Raw genomic sequence first — 18,218 nt, 5'->3', positions numbered from 1 at the left:
GCGTAAGGAATGGTCGTTAATGAGACTTGGCATACTAGCATTGTTCTGAGGTAACAGTTGGGACGATTGGATATCAGAAGGAGAAATGTAATGAGCTGGGAAAACGTCAAAATTGATAAGGAAAAACTGATGGATGTTAAAGGGCGTCCTGTTCAATCCGCCGGGCTTTCTCTGATTTTCCAGCACCAAATGTTTGATGTTGATTTAAATGGCCTTCCAGTTTTCACGGACAAGAACATTGCGTTGCTGAATTTGCTGATCAACAACGATGTGTCATATGCCGGGGTAATAGAAAGTGATTACGGAAAAGAGATGGCCAGCATCTTTAAGGGAATGTTTGATGCAGGTTCATGGAGTACCCGGCAAACGAACATAAGACGTGCGGTTTATCGCGTCAACAGAGATAATTCGACCAGTTTGCCGACACTGTCCAACAGCGACAAAAACGATTCAGCTGGAAAACCGACTCAGGCTGAACTTATTAAGTTGCTTGGTATTTCAGCGGGGATGCGTGTCGATGGAAAAACAATAGAGGAGGTAAAAGCTGAAGCAAAAAAAGTTGGCAAGAAAAATGGCGGTGGCAAGAAGAATGCCGAGAACGAGAAGATTCTGACTGGGGGGTCTCTTCTTACCGCGGTGGCAATAATGGAGATGATTGCCTCTGGCGATGATTCCCATGGCAATGACAACGCGTTTCGCGAGGCACTTCTTGCAGGCCAATCAGATTTAGTTTATAAGATTGCTCACGCCGCTGAGGTCGCGGTCAACGATGCATTGGGACGGGAGTCTCTACAGGCAGCGGCTTCTAAGCTAGGGAAAAAAGAGGTCGCTAAAAACAATTATTCCTTTGCGACCAAATTCTGCCATCATGCATGCAGAGGAATAAGTGGCGGAGCTGGTAAATACTGTATTTACGATTCGGTTGTCCACGATTTTCTTCCTTATTACGCGTGCGAATATATAGAAGCAGATACCCTTGGCAGAATTTGTGGGTTCAAACCGGAGCACACAACTTTTAATGAACGATATAAGAAAGTATATGAGCAAATTGACGCATGGAAGAAGCTATCGGCTCAAGATGCTTCCGAAAAAGGCGAAGGCTATGGATATGAGAACTATCGAAATCTGTATGATGCGACTCTCGATGGCATCAATAGATGGAGAGACGCATGGAGGCTTTGCCCAAACAGTCAAGGCAATGTAATTGATCATCAGTTGAATGATGATCAATACGAGAAGTTGGATTACTGCAGTTTCGATCGCTTTGTCTGGTATTTCTTTAAAAATCAATGGCGAAAGGAAAAGGCAAAGGGACTGTTAAAGAATTGGAAAAAGCTGCCTTGTAATATGTAGCTATAAGTTCGAACGGCCCCAGGCAGTTTCTCAGAGCTGCGCCTTTTTCGGCGCAGCTTTTTTCTCTAAAACTATGGAGCACCTGCTGTCTTTGGAGTTGCGCTCACAACAGACGTTATTGAACTCGATGCCGATATATATCCAGCCAAATAGGCTCTTCCTCTTTGTTGTCGGCGCACGCTTCTAGCAAGTCATCTATCCGGTCAGACCCGATCGTTTGCAAGGCTGCGTATTCTTCTGGCAAGGGCTGCGTTACTTTCTTCGCTCTAAACACGGGCGACAGCATCAAGTTCGTATACGCCCATCCGGCAAAGCAGCTGCCGTAGGGGATAGAGCCACATCTGATCTGTCCATCGCCATCGGAATACAGACAGTCCAATTTCGAGTTTGCTACCAGGCAATAGCAAGGTCCCGGCGCCCATGGCCTGCAGTCAATCTCGAGAATGTCGCCCTTTTTGTACGGCGTGGGCAGGTCGACATATGCCCCCTTGAACCACGGGCCAAAGATTCCACCCACAATGCAGTCGAGCACCTCGCCGCATTCGCCCTCTTCTTCCCTGCAGATGTATTGAATTTCGCCGGAGGCGTTTGCGTAGTAAGTGTAGTCTGGCTGTAGAAAGCCGTCGTATGGATATGAACAGCTCGGGTCGTTGGCAAGGTTGAACAGCTCGATCATCCAGTATGAGGACGATAAGTCTGTCATTTCGCTCCACTTGTCTGCGTATGCCTTCATTGCCGCAAGGGCGGCCTGCCACGATGCCACGGGAAAGGGGCCATGCGTGATGGCAGATCCCACTTTGTTGTCGACAAAGCTAATTTCGCTAATAAGCAGTACCTTCCTGTTCCCGTCGACGGCCTTTAGCGCGTTCATGCAGTCATCGATGTAGTCGAAGCAAATCTGCCGATAGTGCCAGTAAGGGGTGTCGTCTGACGAGTTACACCCGCCAGCAACCAGTCTGCCGAGTAGCTCTCGTTTGCGGGTAATTTCAACCGGTGCTCCACCGACAATCTGCATGTAATGGTCGCCGCTCAGGAGCTGCGGATTATGCAGCAAATGCTCTCGCAGCTCCGGAGAGTCGATCAAGTTGATTATTTCTTCGTGCACGATAGTCTCCGAGTTGTTGGTGCGACTTCTTGTGGATTCGGGCATGACGACCTTTATTCAAATAGCTGCGGGTACTTCTCCTTGAGCGGCGCCTGATCCAGACGCAGCTCTTCCAGGTTGCGCTTTGCCTTGGACTCCATCCTTATGGTGTCGATAAACGCGATGAGTGAGTCGACATACAGGTCGCCGCGCAGGTAGGCCTGGGCGGCGAATAAAATTCGCTGCTCGTCTTCGAGTGGTTTGCGATAGTACTCAAGATTCAGGTAAAGCGGGTCTGGCTCGCCGATGTAGAGGGGAAACGTCTCGTTGTAGGTAATCGAGCAGCCAGTGGCACGCATGTTGCTGATATCCCCTGCATGGCGATAGTGCTCGAGGCGCTGCTGCGCATGATCAAGCCATTCGTCAGAACGGTCTGCCTGCCGAAGCTCTGCCTCGAGCTTTGTCTGGTCCCACGTGGGCAGATCGAACAGCGTGAACGGCTCACGGGCACTGCCTTGCGGCGTCCAGACGATATCGCCGGTGTGGAACGGCGTGGGGATATCGACCCAGATGAACTCGAACGCGATCCCCCAATCGTTCTCAATGGGGCCGGCTGAAGGGCAATAAACGGAAAGGGCCTCACCTTTGCCGTTCACTAGGAGCCAATCTTCCCGGCGATGTTCTTCGTCGGCATCGAGCGGGCACCGGGAGATGCGTACGCGTGCCTCTGGACGGCTCGCCAGTTCATCATCACCGCGCAACGTCTCGGCACATTTCTCATAACAGCTGAATGGCGCGCCGAAGGCCCCACAAAGTTGCCCGTCGGGCACAATCTCCTCTTCATACTGATAAACGTAGTCCGTCCCACTCGCAAACGCATCGACGCACCGCTTGTTGTAATCGATTGTCCAGCGCAAAAAAGCATGGAAATCGGGGATGGCCGGCCTTCCAAGACCGGCATGGGTTGCCTCCAGCGAACAATTGGGCATGGTTCGGGCGATCTCCTGCCAAGCTTCGCATTTCTGATCGAGCGTGGCGGTCTTCGAAAACCAAACCAGATAGGCGGCCTCAATGGTGTTGGGTTGAAAATTGATGCGGCGGAGATGCTCCCGAATGTCCCGGGAGTCCACAAAATCCAAGATGTCCATGGTTAGCTCCTCTTTGTTTCGAATCGCTCCGGCGGGGTTATCGCATCATCGAACAGCTCCGGATAGCGGGTCTTGAGCCCGCCGTCTTCCCCTTCAAACCGTTCGGCTTTTTTCTTGACCAGCGCCTGCAGCTCGCAAAGACTTGATAGCGCAATTAGTGAGTCAAGACCCAGATTGCCGTCGAGATATGCCCGCACGCCGTACAGAATTCTCGCCTCTGGCTTGAGCGGGGTACGGCAGTATTCCATATCGAGAAGAAAACAACTCGGCTCTCCGATATAGACGGGGTACTCCAGGGGATATTCAATCTGACAGCCGTAGGCATACATGTCGCTCGTATCGCCATTTTGCCGATGGTGCCTGAGCAGGTCATCGGCCTTTTTTGCAGCGCATTCCCTGTAGGTGGAAGGCAGAAGCTCATCTATGACCCGCTGCGTGGTCCATGTCTGCATATTGAGAAGCAGCATGGGGTCGCCAGGGTCGCCGTGACGACAAATGATGTCGCCGGCGTGGAATGGCGTCGGGATGTCAAACCACATCAACTCAAAAGCGAAAGTGGGGTCTTCGCCCTCGCGTTCCATGTCGATGCAGCTCAGCTGGCAGTCCATAATTTCGCCTTTTGCGTTGAGCATGAGCCTGTCGGCGGCATAGTAGTCTTCGTCCGGATCGATCGGGCGGCGCGTTATTTCTATCGAGGTAGGATTTTCCTCCTCAAGCTCATTCCAGATTGCCTCGAAACATTTTTCGTAGCTGGTGTAGGGGCCATAATTGCACCCGCTCTCATGGGGACTTCCCGTCTTGTCCTCAAAGAAATACATGTGCTTGCCAGGCTGTTTGAACCGGGCGATTTTCTTGCGCTCCCATCTGATGACGTCGCGAAGAAAGACATGGAAGTTGGGGATATTGAACGTGCCGTATCGCCTGCTCATCGCACAATTGGGCATGTTTTCGAGAATCTTTTGCCAGGTCTCAATCTTCTGTTGCAGCGTCTTCTCGTTCGAATGGTCGACGATGAACGCTGCCTCGGGCGTGGTGGGCTCGTAGCCGATGCCTTCCAAATGCTCTCTGATATCGGGCGAGTCGAGAAACTCGAGAATGTCCGAACGTATGGCGTTGACGCCGGCGCCGGCCGATGTGCGATATGGCTGCAAGCAGTCGTGTACGACCGATCCATCCGACCAATGTTTGCCACAGCCGGGGTCATCGTGCAGCTTTTTCGAGAGTTCGAGCATAAAGGAGCAATCATCGGGCAAGTCGCCGATATAGCGTTCGGCGGTGTAGAGCGCAGAGGGTGTGAAGTCGTCGAGGAAGCCGTCCGTGAAATCCCTCAAGCGGAGATTGCCTTCCTCAACGCCGTAGATTTTGCTCGGATAGGCGCACCAAACCTGGCCTTTGAACGAACTATCGTAGTCGTCTTCGAGCACGATGGCGAAACGAGGGCCGTGGTCGAAGGGCCGACCGTCGATCTTGATGATGTCGCCGGGGACCCAGGGAGTGTAAAAGACCTCACCATTGGCGCAGAAGTGCTTGCTATTGTTCCACGGCAAGTGATTGATGCTTTGATGCGGAGTCCGCTGATTCCGGCGGTCACTCAAAAAGACCAAATCGCCAGCCATGGTTGCGGCGAATATCAGCGAGGCTTGAGCGCGTGGGCAGTCGTGTAAGTCTTCGGCGGTATAGAGCTTAATCTGCCAGAATGATTCGAACCAATCTTCATCGGGGTCGTCATCGACGTATTGCTTCATAAGGGTTCGAGCGGCATCCCAAGAGGCAACGGGGAAGGGGCCATCAAAGGTGTCGTGCCCGCGCTCGTCTTCACTGTAAAACACGCCGGAGACCAGCAAGATACCGCGGTCACGGTCAACGTTGTAAAGCATATCGAGTGCAGTGTCGAGTTGTTCGAGGCCGGAGTCGATCGTCTCGGCGTAATCCGATGAGACCTCTTTGCGAAGCTGCTCGAGCATGGTCCGTTTTTCGTCGAGCGTCTTGAGGGAGCCGCCGATGGTTTTACAGAGGGAGCCATCTGCCATTCCCATGTGTTTGAACATATGAGCACGCAGCTCATCGTCCTTGATGCAACTGCAAACGAGCTCCCTGCCGGCATCGGTGATCACGGTATCTGCTTGGCTGTCCATAGCAACCTCCAATTCGGTCGTTGCCGTTAGCATCCATCAGAGGCTGTGCTTTGTGATCCCATTAACGGGTCTGATATGAATCTCGCGTCAAACATACTTTTGGAAACGCACTGGTACATGAGTGTGCGCGTACTGAAAGGACAATCGGTAGTGGCGTTTCAAAAACTAAGCGTAACTGGTGCAACCTCCCTCTAAGAAGGGATCGGCCGTCGCATCGAACAGCTCCGGGTAGCGGTCCTTGAGCCAACCGTCTGCATCCTCGAAGCCACGCGCCTTTTTCTCCGCCAGCGCCTGTAGCTCGCATGCGCTGGCCATTGCGGCGAGCGAATCAACCGCCAGGTCGCCTTTGACATATGCCCTGACGCCGTAAAGGATTCGCTTCTCTGACTTGAGCGGCTTGCGGTAATAGTCGATGTCCAAAAGAAAGCCCTCAGGCTCCCCAATGTAGAAGGGGAAATGCAAGGCGGATGAGACTTGGCAGCCGTAGGCGTACATGTCGCTGGTGTCGCCGTCATATCGGTGCCAGCGCAATAGCTTGTCGGCCTTTTGAACGAGGCGCTCTTTGTAGACGGAGGAGGCCAGCTCTTTGTCGACTCGTTCGGATCCCCAAGTTTGCAGGTCAAACAGCACCATCGGCTTGTCGGGGCGTTGGAGGTTGCAGACGATGTCTCCGGCATGGAAAGGCGTCGGGATATCAAACCACATGTCCTCGAAATCGCTGGCGGTGCCCGCCTCGTCCCACTCGCTTTTGTTGCGGTAATCGCAAGACATTACTTCGCCGTTCGCATTGAGTAAGACCATGTCGTCGGCATAGTGGTCTTCTTCTGGGTCGATGGGACGACGGGTGATCCTGATGGCTTTGGGATCGTCACCGTCGAGCTCTTTCCAGATGGCATCGAAGCACTTTTGATAACTGCTGTACGGGCCGTAAAGATAGCCGACCTGCCCGCGCCAGTCCCACGAGTAGTCCTCAAAGAAGTACAGGCTTTGACCGTCCGTCCTTTTAAGGTGCGCGAGTTTTCGTTTCTCCTGTTTGATGACATTGCGCAGAAAGGCATGGAAGTCCGGGATGACGACCGTGTCGTTTCTGCGGTTCATGGTGCAATTGGGCATATTGTCGATGATCTTTTGCCAGCCTTCGAGCTTTTGCTGCAGCGTTGCTTTATGCGAGCAATTGACAATGAAAGCCGCTACGGGCGTGGTGAGCTCGTAGTTGATTCGTTGAAGATGCTCCTTAATACTGTGCGAGTCTAAAAACTCGAAGATGTCCGGACGAATATCCAGCTCGCTTTGGTTGGCGGGCTTGCGATACGGCTGAAGGCAGTCATGTCCGACCGAGCCTTCGGACCATTGCTTGCCGTAGTCGGGGCTGTCGTGCAGCATCTGCGAAAGCTCGAGCATAAAAGCGCAGTCGTCCGGCAGCTCACCGGTGTAGCACTCGGCGGTGTAGAGGGCGGAGGGGATGAAGGGGTCCAGGAGACTGTCGCTGTAGGTGCCGGATGAAAGTGAACCCTCCTTAACGCCGTGATCTTTACTAGGCCCTGCGCACCAGATCTGTCCCCGGAGCGTGTGCTCGTAGTCGTTTTCGAGCACAATGGCAAAGCGAGGCCCGTGATCAAAGGGGCGACCGTCGATTTTGAGGATGTCGCCTGGGACCCACGGCGTATAGATGGGTTCGTTGCTGTTGCAGAACCGTCTGCTATCGTTTCGCCAGGCGCTTTCGACATACGATTTGCGAGTGCGGTTATTGCGCTGATCGCGGAGAAATATAAGCTCGCCATCCTTGGTTGCCGCAAACGCCAGGGAGGACTGCGCCATTTGATGTTCGTGAAGGTCTTCCGGGGTGTATAGGTCGATCTTCCAGTACGATTCGGACCAGTCGTCTTCAGGATACTCTTCGATGTAGCGCTTCATGAGTGCCTGCGCGGCCTCCCACGATGCGGTGGGGAAGGGACCGTCGAGGGCGTCGGCGTCGCGCTCCTCCTCGTTGTAGACCATGACGTGCAGTAGGAGGATTCCGCGGTCGCGCTCGATGTTGTGGAGCATATCGAGTGCGCTGTTGAGCTGGGCGAGATGCGAATCGATATCTTCGACCAGCTCCGGCGAAACCTCCTTGCGGAGTTGCTCGAGCATGGTGCGTTTTTCATCAAGCGTCTTAAGAGAGCCGGCGATGATTGGCGCTGGCCAGTATAGGTATTTACGCATGTGGTCGCGCAGCTCTTGGCTCTTGATGCAGCTGAGGACGAGGTCCTTGCCGGCATCGGTGATGCCATCGCATGCCTGATTGTTCATGTCGGTCTCCTTATCGATCATTACCGGCATGATGCAACTGGTGTGGAGGCCGTTGGTCCCATTAACGGTACCAGGAGAGAATGGAATGTGACAAAGGGACTGCCCCTTTGTCACATCTCAAATATTGCCTTTACGTGTTGATGCACACGGTGTGCAATAATACTCGCACTGTGCAATAGCGCACAGGCAGAGTAACAAGGAGGACGCTTGTCCCAGCTCGAGAAATGCGATCGCCGGTCCCTTCGCTCGCAGCGTGCCCTTCGCCAGGCACTTGCCAGCGAACTAGCCGAAAGCGGCGATCTTTCGCGCATTAACGTCGCTTCGCTCACCGAGCGTGCTGGCCTCACGCGCCGTACGTTCTATTCGCACTACCGCGATATCCCCGACTTTATCAATCAAATCGAGGACGGCTTGCTGGCCGAGATCCGTGAGCGTATTGAGCTCATCACCGCAGCTCGGCTGCCCGATCTCTATCACAACATCGATGAGCTCGAGCCGGCGCCCGGTTCGGTTGAGCTACTGCGTTATCTTGCGGCCAACCGCGACTTGATCGGTGCGCTGCTGGGTCCGGGCGGCGACCAGGCCTTCATTAAAAGGATTATCGACACCGCGCGTGAGGCTGTGGTGCCGCGTGCGCAGACGGGCATTTTGGGCCTGGCGCTGGGCACGTTCTTTGACTACTACGTCACCTACGTCGTGAGTGCCGAGGTCGGCATGATTCAGCGCTGGTTTGAGCGCGGGCTCACCGAATCGCCCGAGGCCATGGCGCGTATGATGACGGTGCTCGCTTTTGTGCGCCCTGGTGACCTGTATGGCCAACCCATCGATATCAACGTGCCGGAGTACGGCATGAAGCTATTGAACTTGCAGCTCGAGGACGCGGCCGACACCCCCGCAACCGTCGAGTCCAACAACTAAGAGGAGAGACAATGAGCAAACTCGTCGAGGGCATCAAGGACCGCATGGTCGCCGCCGCACGCGAGGCTGCGCCCACCGTGGTGGACGCCGCGCAGAAGGCCGCGACCGCGGCTGCCGAGAAAGTTGCCGAGGCAGTTGCCGATGCCAAGAACGCGGCAGGGGAGACGTCCGTCGCTAGCGAGCCCGCCACCGCCGCCGAGCCCGCAGCCGCCGCCCACGCCCCCGAAGGCGCGATCTTCAACCCCGACAACGCCCACGGCAATCTGCACCTGGGCATCGACGTTGGCTCCACCACCGTCAAGCTCGCCGTGCTCAACGATGACAACCAGATCGTCTACGCCAAGTACCAGCGCCATCACACCGACGTTCGCGCTTGCGCCCGCGATCTGTTCGAGGGCGCCGCGACTGTGCTGCCGACGGCCCAGATGACCTGCGCCATTACCGGCTCGGGCGGTCTGCTGCTGTCCCAGTGGCTCGACCTGGAGTTTGTCCAAGAGGTCATCGCCAGCAAACGCGCCGTCGAGACCCTCATCCCGGCCACCGATGTCGCCATCGAGCTGGGCGGCGAGGACGCCAAGATCATCTACTTCGATAACGGCATCGAGCAGCGCATGAACGGCACCTGTGCCGGCGGTACGGGTGCGTTCATCGACCAGATGGCAACCCTGCTGCACACCGACGCCAGCGGCCTCAACGAACTCGCGGCCAACGCCACCACCATCTATCCCATCGCCAGCCGCTGCGGCGTTTTTGCCAAGACCGACGTCCAGCCGCTGCTCAACGAGGGCGCCCGCCCCGAGGACGTGGCCGCCTCCATCTTCCAGGCCGTCGTGACCCAGACCATCTCGGGCCTGGCGTGCGGCCGTCCCATCCGCGGTAACGTCGCCTTCCTGGGCGGCCCGCTGCAGTATCTCTCCGAGCTGCGCCATCGCTTCTACCTCACGCTCAACCTGGACGAGGAGCACCGAATCGTGCCCCAAAACGCTCACCTGTTTGTGGCGAGCGGTGCCGCCATGGCGCACGAGTCCAATAAGCTCAGCACGTTCCCGCAGCTCATCGAGGCCATCGATGCCCTGGGTGACACACAGGGCGCCGAGGTCGAGCGTCTGGATCCGCTCTTTGCCACCGACGAGGACTTTGCCGAGTTCAAGACCCGCCACGACACCGAGGTCGTTCCCAAGGGCAAGCTCGAAGGCTACACCGGTCGCGTGTTCATCGGTATCGACGCCGGTTCCACCACCATGAAGGCCGCGCTTGTGGGTGAGGACGGCCAGTTGCTGCATACCTGGTACGGCAACAACAACGGTGACATCCTGGGTACGGCCAAGGTCATCATGGCCGATTTCTATAACCACATCCCCGCCGGCTGCACCATCGGCCACGTGACCACCACGGGTTACGGCGAGGCGCTGCTCATCGAGGCCCTCAAGGCCGATTCCGGCGAGATCGAGACCGTCGCGCACCTGCGCGGAGCCAAGGCATTCCTGCCCGGCGTCGAGTTTATCCTGGACATTGGCGGTCAGGACATGAAGTGCCTGCGCGTCAAGGACGGCGTTATCGAGCACATCATGCTCAACGAGGCCTGCTCGTCGGGCTGCGGTAGCTTTATCGAGAGCTTCGCCGTCTCTATGAACATGGACGTGCGCGCGTTCGCCGACGCCGCCATCCATGCCAAGGCTCCGGTGGACCTGGGCAGTCGCTGCACGGTCTTTATGAATTCGCGTGTTAAGCAGGCGCAAAAGGAAGGCGCCACGGTGGGCGACATCGCGGCCGGTCTGTCCTATTCCGTCATTAAGAATGCCCTGTTCAAGGTCATTAAGCTGCGCGATCCCAAGGAGATCGGAAGCCAGGTGATCGTCCAGGGCGGCACCTTTATGTCCGATGCCACGCTGCGCGCGTTTGAGCAGCTCACCGGCGTTCACGCCGTGCGTCCCGACATCGCCGGCTGCATGGGCGCCTATGGTGCGGCCTTGCTCGCCCGTGATCGCGCTGGCGCCGACGGCACCTCGACCATCCTTTCGGCCGAGGACATCGCGCACCTCACTGTGACGCAAAAGCACGTCCGCTGCGGCCGTTGCTCCAACAACTGCCAGCTCACCGTCAACGACTTTGGCGGCGGCAGGCGCTTCATTACCGGCAACCGCTGCGAGAAGGGCGCCGGCCACAAAAAGCAAAAGACCGAGGCCCCTAACCTCTTCAAAAAGAAAAACGAGTTGCTCTTTAATCGCGAGGTGCTGAGCCCCGACGAGGCCCCGCGCGGCACCGTGGGTATCCCGCGCGCACTCAACATGTACGAGAACTACCCCTTCTGGCACGCGTTCTTTACGCGCTTGGGCTTTAGCGTGCAGCTGTCCGACCAGTCGAGCAAGAAGACCTACCAGGCGGGCATCGAGTCCATGCCGTCCGAGAGCGTGTGCTATCCGGCCAAGATGAGCCACGGCCACGTGATGAACCTTATCGACCGCGATGTCGACTTTATCTGGATGCCGTGCGTGCGCTGGGAGCGCAAGGAGGATCCGACCGCCGGCAACTGTTACAACTGCCCCATCGTCATGAGCTACCCCACGGCGCTGGCGCTCAACATCGACGAGATCCGTGAGCAGAATATCGAGTTCCTGTACCCGTTTGTGCCCTATCACGACAAGACCGAGCTCAAGCGCCGTCTGTACCAGGTGCTCGCCGTCGACCGCGTGGCCGATGCGCAAGCTGGTCGCGGCCGCGTGCGCGGTCCCAAGATCACGCGCTCCGAGGTCGATGCCGCCGTCAACGCTGCCTTTGAGGCCGATGCACGCTTCCACGAGGACATCCAGACCATGGGCGAGGAGACCCTTAAGTGGGTCGAGGACCATGGCGGTCACGGCATCGTGCTCGCCGGTCGCCCCTACCACAACGACCCCGAGATCAACCACGCCCTGCCCGAGCTTATCTCGAGCTTTGGCTTTGCGGTCTTTACCGAGGATTCGCTTGCGCACCTGGTGAAGCCCGAGCGCCCCATCCGCGTCGTCGACCAGTGGATGTACCACAGCCGCCTGTACGCCGTCGCCCGTTTTGTGACGATGCGCAACGACCTGGACCTGATCCAGCTCAACTCTTTCGGCTGCGGCCTGGACGCTCTGACTACCGATCAGGTGCAGGAGATTCTGGAGGCCAGCGGCAAGATCTACACCGTGCTCAAGATCGACGAGGTGTCCAACCTGGGCGCCGCGCGCATCCGCATCCGCTCGCTCATGGCCGCGCTTAAGGACCAGGAGGCCGAGCGCTTGGCCGAGGCCGCGGCCGCGGGCGAGACCTACGAGCAGGGCGATGCCGCGCCGGTGGCTCCCTCCACGGATGCCCCCGCATTCGCGAGCCGCAAGTACACGTTCGAGGCTCAGCGCGAGAGCGCATCGACCGCGTGGCCCAAGGTGCCCTTTACCGAGCAGATGCGCGAGGAGGGCTACACCATCCTGTGCCCGCAGATGGCGCCGATCCACTTTGACCTGGTCAAAGAGGTGTTCCGCGGTGCCGGCTACAACTTGGAGCTGCTGCCCTCGACCGATCACGACGCCGTCGAGGCCGGCCTGCGCTATGTGAACAATGACATTTGCTATCCGTCCATTTTGGTGACCGGCCAGATTATGGAGGCCATCGAGAGCGGCCGGTACGACCTGTCCAAGACGGCCGTGGTTATCAGCCAGACCGGCGGCGGCTGCCGTGCCACCAACTACATCGCACTCATCCGCAAGGCCCTGCGCGAGAGCGGCCACCCCGAGATCCCGGTGATCTCGCTTTCGGCGGTGGCGCTCGGTGAGGACAACCCCGGCTTTAAGATTACGCCGGCGCTGCTTAAGCAGGCAGTCTACGCGGTGCTCTTTGGCGACGTGATGATGCAGATGCTTTATCGCTGTCGTCCATACGAGGCTACGCCCGGTGCCGCCAACGCACTCTACGAGGAGTACATGGCGCGCGCCCGCAAGCTGGCGCCCAAGTTCAACCGCCACAACTACACCAAGCTGTGCCGCGAGGCCATCCGCGCGTTCGACACCATGCCGCTCGTGGGTGAGGGCACCAAGCCGCGCGTGGGCGTGGTCGGCGAGATCTTGGTCAAGTTCCACCCTACAGCCAACAACCACGTGGTCGACGTTATCGAGCGCGAGGGCTGCGAGGCCGTGGTGCCGGGCCTGCTCGACTTCTTCCTGTACTCTATGAGCAACGCCGAGCTGCAGAAGGATGAGCTCGGAAGCTCTGCAACCACGCGCGCTGGTATGCAGGCGCTCATCAAGCTCGTGGACTGGATGCGTACGCCGGTGGAGGAGCTGCTCCAAAAGTCCCGCCGCTTTGAGGCGCCCGAGCGCATCGGCACCATGGCGGACAAGGCCCGTACGGTGCTTTCGGTTTGCAACAACATGGGCGAAGGCTGGCTGCTCACGGCCGAGATGCTCGACCTGATTGACCATGGCGCGCCCAACATCATCTGCACGCAGCCCTTTGCGTGCCTGCCTAACCACGTGGTGGGCAAGGCCGTGATCAAGGAGCTGCGCCGTCAGCACCCCGAGAGCAACATTGTCGCGGTGGACTACGACCCCGGCGCGTCCGAGGTCAACCAGCTCAACCGCATTAAGCTCATGATCAGCGTGGCCAAGGAAAACATGCGCACCGGTAAGGGCTTTAAGCTCGAGAAGGTGGCGCCGCTCGCGATGGACGAGGTCACTGGCCTGATGCGTGCCCATGATGGCTGCGTGAGCTGTGGCTCGGCCAGCGAGGAGGCCGTTGCATCGGTCGCCAAGCGTCTGGGACGTGGCATTAAGAAGTAGTTGGCCTGCTATGTGCTAGATATGAGACAAACGGGTGGTAGCCGTATCGGCTACCACCCGTTTTTGCTGGACGTATGCTGCGTAAACGCCCCAACTATCACCTCTTCCGAAAGCTACGTGTCAGTGGCACCAAAAATCGCCCTTGGAACCCTGAGATAATGAACATATGTAGCCGTTCGCCGCAAATTACCGTCCGTTTATGGAACCCACCTCTAGCGCGTGTCATCCTTACGGTTGAATAAATACACATCCATGGAATTACGTAAGAGAGGACTGTTCCTATGAGCTACAAGACCGTTTGTGTTGCCGGTGGCGGCGTGTTGGGAAGCCAGATTGCCTTTCAGGCTGCCTACTGCGGCTTCGATGTGACGATCTGGCTGCGCAGCGAGGGCAGCATCGGCCGCACTCAGCCCAAGATCGATCATGTGCGCGAGGAGTACATCGCGGCTATCGAGGGCATGGCGGACGGCACGGGCGAGTGGTGTGCCGGTATCGCCGATAGCGACCAGCCCTTCGATAAGGAGGCGGCGCTCGCCGCCGTCGAGCGTGCCTACTCCACACTCAAGCTAGAGCTCGATCTTGCCAAGGCAGTGGCCGACGCCGATCTGGTTATCGAGTCGATGGCCGAGGACACCCAGGCAAAGATCGACTTCTACAAGAAGCTCGCCCCGGTTCTCCCGCAAAAGACCGTTGTCGTGACGAACTCCTCCACGCTGCTGCCGAGCACCTTTGCCAAGTACACTGGCCGCCCCGAGAAGTACCTGTCGCTGCACTTTGCCAACTCCATCTGGAAGAACAACATGACCGAGGTCATGGCTCAGGACCAGACCGACAAGCGCTATTTCGATGAGCTCGTCGACTTTGCCAGCGATATCCGTATGCTTGCCCTGCCCGTCAACAAGGAAAAGAACGGCTATCTGCTCAATTCCATGCTGGTACCGTGGCTGCTGTCGGGCCTTGACCTGTACGTCTCGGGCGTCAGCGACCCCAAGAGCATCGACCTCGCATGGACGCGCGGCACTGGCGCGCCCAAGGGCCCGTTCCGCGTGTTCGACACCGTGGGTATCCAGACGGCCTACAACATCGTCATGCAGTATCAGAAGGTGCCGGGCTTGGTGAGCCCGCTGCTCAAAAAGATGATGATGCCCTACAACTTTAAGGCCATGGCATCCGTCCTCAAGCAGATGCTCGACGAAGGCAAGCTGGGCGAAAGCTCGGGCGAGGGCTTCTTCAAGTACTAAAAAGATTCCTCGGCAACATTGAGAAACGTATCATTTGCAGTGTCAGTGCGCCGCAGCGCCGCTCGGCAACGGGACAATCCGCTTTATGCGCCAACGCGAACTTGTCGACTTTGCCGTGGACTGGATCGAGCACCATCGCGGCCGCTCCGATTGATCACTTGGGAGCGGAAGGGTTGCGGATTCCCTTCGCGCCCCGCGTTTCCGTATCGCTACAAGCTTTAACTTGCATTAAGGGGCGTTTGTTAAACTGCGAGTCATAATTAGACAGGGCTGGGAAAACGCCGTGGTATATGAGGGAACAACAATGGTATTCAAAGACGGTAACGATATGGAATTGAGTGACAAGGACAGCAGGCTGTTTTCGCGCCGAGCGGCTCTTGCGGGTGCGGCGGGCACGCTGGCGCTTGCCGGGACAGGGCTCATGGGCTGCTCGGTCGGCGGGGCCGGCACGGGCGCCGCATCTACTTCGAGCAACGAGCTCACTGACGAGCAAAAGAAACTCCACAAGCAGATTGTCGCGACCTACGACGTCGAGAAGCAGGCGGCCATTAAGGGGCGGCTCGATACCGAGTACGCTGACGGCGGCTACAACGAGACCACTCCATTTATAGCGCAGGATCCCTTTGGCACCGATACCCTGAGCTGCTACGTTCGCTTTGCGACAACGGATTCCGTAACCGTCTCCTACAAGGTCGCCGGTCGCAAAAAGACTGGTGACACGCCCAAGGTCGCCGCGTTTTCCCATACGCCCCACGGCGGCGACGCGCCGGCCACGGAACACGAGTTCAAGGTCATCGGCCTCATTCCCAACCACAAAAACACGGTAACCATCACTTGCACGGCACAAGATGGTATCAGCCGCACCTCGACGTTCACGGTCAAGACGCCGGCTCTCAAAGGCGAGGAAGAAGAGCAGCTTGCCGTTACGTCGGGGGAGTCCAATACGCCGCTTGCCGATGGTCTCTTTACCATCTTGGGCAACGACTCGTCCAAGCTCGACTTTATGTACCTCTACGACAACGACGGCCAGATTCGCGGCGAGGTGCCGATTGTCGGCTACCGCAGCCACCGCCTGCTGTTCCCGGGCGACGGCAGCATGATCATGAGCGTCTCGACTACCAAGATGGCCCAGATCAACGCCATCGGCCAGGTGGTAAACGTCTGGAGCACGGGCGACTACGAGCTACACCACGACTACGCTTTCGATGACGATGGCAACCTGCTGGTGCTGGCGAGTCACGCCGGCTCCGAAGCCGATTTGGACGTCGATCGCGCGGCTGCCAAAAAAGATAAGGACGATCGCGTTAATGTAGAGGACCTCATCATTAAGGTCGACATAACAACAGGTGACGTCTCTCTCGTCGTGGACCTGGGCGATATGTTCCCCGACCTCAAGGCAAGCGCCAAGGTTGCCTCGGACGGCGACCTGGATTGGATTCACATCAACACGATCCAGTGGCTCGGCGGCGGCACCGTTTTGCTCAGCTCGCGCGAGACCTCAACGGTCATCAAGCTCACGGATATCTACGGTACGCCTACGGTCGATTGGCTTATGGGCTCGCCAGAGTTTTGGGCCGGCTCGGGCTTTGAGGACAAGTTGCTGCAGGCTCAAGGCGATTTTTCGCTCAACGCAGGCCAGCATAGTGTGACCTATCTGCCAAACGACGAGACGACCGCGACTGGTCGCTACCAGGTGCTGCTATACGACAACAACTTTGGTGCTGCCGAGAGCTATCCCAAGTTCGACTGGGGCCAGCTGGGCGCTGCGGTCGTGACCGACTACAGCAAGGGAACGCATTCGTTTGGGCGCATTTTTACGGTGGACGAGACCGCGCGCACCTACGAGCTTGTGGACCAGATCGCAGTGCCGTTCTCAGGTTACGTAAGTAGTGCGCAGCGCGTCGGCGATTCGAATAGCATGCTTGTGGCATCGGGCATAGCCAAGACCTTTGCCGAGTACGATCGCTATGGACTGCCCATTGCCACGTACGAGATGGAAGCCGAGAAGTACATCTACCGCGTGTACAAGTACGAGCTGTAGCGCTGCGCTTGGCTGTGCCTGTGCCCCGCGGCTGCGCACGCTCGTACCGGGCCTACCTCACGTTCCGCATCACTTCACGTCAAACTCCACGCGATCGAGTTCGGGTACGTTGAGGTCGATGAGCTTGCGGGCAACACGGCGGTCGTGCGCCCCGAGCGTCTCGCTTGTCGTTACGCGAGCGACAGTCTGGCGCTCGACAACGCCCTCCTTGTCGCCCTCGGTAGCCGAGGTCTCGACGGCGACGGTGTAATCCTTAAAGCCCGGCAGCACCGCCGCAAGTTCGCGCGTGGTTTCAGTGACGCCGTAGCCGTCTTGCACGCCGGCCTGCGCCGAGCCAATAGACCCCGCCGTCATAATAATGCAGGGGATGGCAAAGATCACCGTGCCCACGATGATGCGGCGGCGCACCTTGCGCGATAGCTCGTTGACCTCGGCGTTTTCTTCAGCAGTCACAATACCGTCGCCGTTCAGGTCGCGCTTGAGCGGCACGCGCAAAAGAAGCAGCACGGCTTCGGCAGCCAGTGCGATAAAGACCACGTTGATGCCAAACTCATAAAGCGCCGAGAGAAACAGTGACCCGCTTGCAATGGCGATGCCATAGCCCGCCGCGCACAGGGGCGGCATGAGCGCGGTCGCCACGGCCACGCCGGCGATAAGCGTGGCAGGTTCCTGGTCACGCGAGTTGCCCAGCCCGCCCGCAAAGCCGCCCGCGAGCGCGACAGCAAGGTCCCACACAGTGGGCGTCGAGTTGTCGATGATGGCGGCCGTGGTGGTGCCAAGGGGCGAGAGCTTAAAATACAGCGTGGACGTGATCAGACAAAAGGCCATCTGTAGCGCGAGGCCGGCGACGGCCTCGACGGCAATCTCGCGGTCGAGCGTGGCGATGCCATATGCCATGGCAAGGACCGATCCCATGAGTGGGCAGATGAGCATGGCGCCCACGATGGCAATGTCCGAGTCGATATCGAGGCCGATGCTCGCGATGAGCATGGCGATGATGAGGATGCATAAGTGCGAGCCGGTCAGCCGCGCCCCGTTTACAAAGCGCTTGCGAATCACGTGATAGGGTGCGCGACCCTCGCGAATGTTGAATGCGCGCTTTAGGAAGCGGCCGGTGTTCTCCAGGGCCTCACTATGGGCAGGTCGAATGCCGTGGCGCCGGTGATGGCGTTTGCGTAGTCGCTTGATCTGTTGTTTGTCGAGTTCCATGTCC

10 protein-coding genes are annotated in these 18,218 nt (G+C 57.8%); 5 read left to right on the top strand and 5 right to left on the bottom strand.

Going from position 1 to position 18,218, the window contains the following annotated elements; genetic code table 11:
* Nucleotides 1–90 precede the first annotated feature (90 nt).
* A complete protein-coding gene (locus ACTNA2_RS07575) occupies nucleotides 91–1,353 on the top strand; it encodes a hypothetical protein (RefSeq protein WP_441049059.1) in 1,263 nt (420 codons plus the stop codon).
* A 115-nt stretch (nucleotides 1,354–1,468) separates the two neighbouring features.
* On the opposite strand, the gene ACTNA2_RS07570 is transcribed toward ACTNA2_RS07575, so the two are convergent.
* The 4 genes from ACTNA2_RS07570 to ACTNA2_RS07555 form a co-directional block, all read right to left on the bottom strand.
* The gene (locus ACTNA2_RS07570) at nucleotides 1,469–2,458 is read right to left on the bottom strand and encodes a hypothetical protein (RefSeq protein WP_441049058.1); all 990 of its coding nucleotides are present in this window, start codon (nucleotides 2,456–2,458) and stop codon (nucleotides 1,469–1,471) included.
* A 53-nt stretch (nucleotides 2,459–2,511) separates the two neighbouring features.
* Entirely contained in the window at nucleotides 2,512–3,585 is a 1,074-nt protein-coding gene (locus tag ACTNA2_RS07565; RefSeq protein WP_441049057.1) for a hypothetical protein, read from the bottom strand.
* A 2-nt stretch (nucleotides 3,586–3,587) separates the two neighbouring features.
* Nucleotides 3,588–5,699 carry a hypothetical protein gene (locus tag ACTNA2_RS07560; RefSeq protein ID WP_441049056.1) on the bottom strand — a complete coding sequence of 704 codons (2,112 nt, stop codon included), beginning with the start codon at nucleotides 5,697–5,699 and terminating at the stop codon, nucleotides 3,588–3,590.
* Nucleotides 5,700–5,885: 186 nt separating this feature from the next.
* Nucleotides 5,886–8,126 (bottom strand): hypothetical protein, encoded by a 2,241-nt coding sequence (locus ACTNA2_RS07555; RefSeq protein WP_441049055.1) that lies wholly within the window; start codon nucleotides 8,124–8,126, stop codon nucleotides 5,886–5,888.
* 93 nt (nucleotides 8,127–8,219) lie between these two features.
* Here ACTNA2_RS07555 and ACTNA2_RS07550 point away from each other — a divergent pair, with 93 nt between their 5' ends.
* From ACTNA2_RS07550 to ACTNA2_RS07535, 4 genes are all read left to right on the top strand, one after another.
* Nucleotides 8,220–8,930 carry a TetR/AcrR family transcriptional regulator gene (locus tag ACTNA2_RS07550; RefSeq protein ID WP_427728052.1) on the top strand — a complete coding sequence of 237 codons (711 nt, stop codon included), beginning with the start codon at nucleotides 8,220–8,222 and terminating at the stop codon, nucleotides 8,928–8,930.
* 11 nt (nucleotides 8,931–8,941) lie between these two features.
* Nucleotides 8,942–13,723 (top strand): acyl-CoA dehydratase activase-related protein, encoded by a 4,782-nt coding sequence (locus ACTNA2_RS07545; RefSeq protein ID WP_441049054.1) that lies wholly within the window; start codon nucleotides 8,942–8,944, stop codon nucleotides 13,721–13,723.
* 281 nt (nucleotides 13,724–14,004) lie between these two features.
* Nucleotides 14,005–14,964 (top strand): 3-hydroxyacyl-CoA dehydrogenase, encoded by a 960-nt coding sequence (locus ACTNA2_RS07540; RefSeq protein ID WP_154514839.1) that lies wholly within the window; start codon nucleotides 14,005–14,007, stop codon nucleotides 14,962–14,964.
* A 304-nt stretch (nucleotides 14,965–15,268) separates the two neighbouring features.
* Nucleotides 15,269–17,005, top strand: a complete 1,737-nt coding sequence (locus ACTNA2_RS07535; protein ID WP_441049053.1) for an aryl-sulfate sulfotransferase — start codon at nucleotides 15,269–15,271, stop codon at nucleotides 17,003–17,005.
* A gap of 69 nt (nucleotides 17,006–17,074) precedes the next feature.
* On the opposite strand, the gene ACTNA2_RS07530 is transcribed toward ACTNA2_RS07535, so the two are convergent.
* Nucleotides 17,075–18,214 carry a DUF389 domain-containing protein gene (locus tag ACTNA2_RS07530; RefSeq protein WP_441015161.1) on the bottom strand — a complete coding sequence of 380 codons (1,140 nt, stop codon included), beginning with the start codon at nucleotides 18,212–18,214 and terminating at the stop codon, nucleotides 17,075–17,077.
* Between the last annotated feature and the right edge of the window lie 4 nt (nucleotides 18,215–18,218).

It is taken from the genome of Collinsella sp. HCP28S3_E9, assembly GCF_052065455.1.
Taxonomy (GTDB): Bacteria; Actinomycetota; Coriobacteriia; order Coriobacteriales; family Coriobacteriaceae; genus Collinsella.
Note: the sequence above shows the minus strand (reverse complement) of the source record. Positions and strands in the feature narration are given on the sequence as shown.

Coding starts and splice junctions, on each gene's coding strand:
- ACTNA2_RS07575 (WP_441049059.1), top strand. CDS start 91: ATGAGCTGGGAAAACGTCAAAATTGATAAGGAAAAACTGATGGATGTT.
- ACTNA2_RS07565 (WP_441049057.1), bottom strand. CDS start 3,585: ATGGACATCTTGGATTTTGTGGACTCCCGGGACATTCGGGAGCATCTC.
- ACTNA2_RS07545 (WP_441049054.1), top strand. CDS start 8,942: ATGAGCAAACTCGTCGAGGGCATCAAGGACCGCATGGTCGCCGCCGCA.
- ACTNA2_RS07540 (WP_154514839.1), top strand. CDS start 14,005: ATGAGCTACAAGACCGTTTGTGTTGCCGGTGGCGGCGTGTTGGGAAGC.
- ACTNA2_RS07535 (WP_441049053.1), top strand. CDS start 15,269: ATGGTATTCAAAGACGGTAACGATATGGAATTGAGTGACAAGGACAGC.
- ACTNA2_RS07530 (WP_441015161.1), bottom strand. CDS start 18,214: ATGGAACTCGACAAACAACAGATCAAGCGACTACGCAAACGCCATCAC.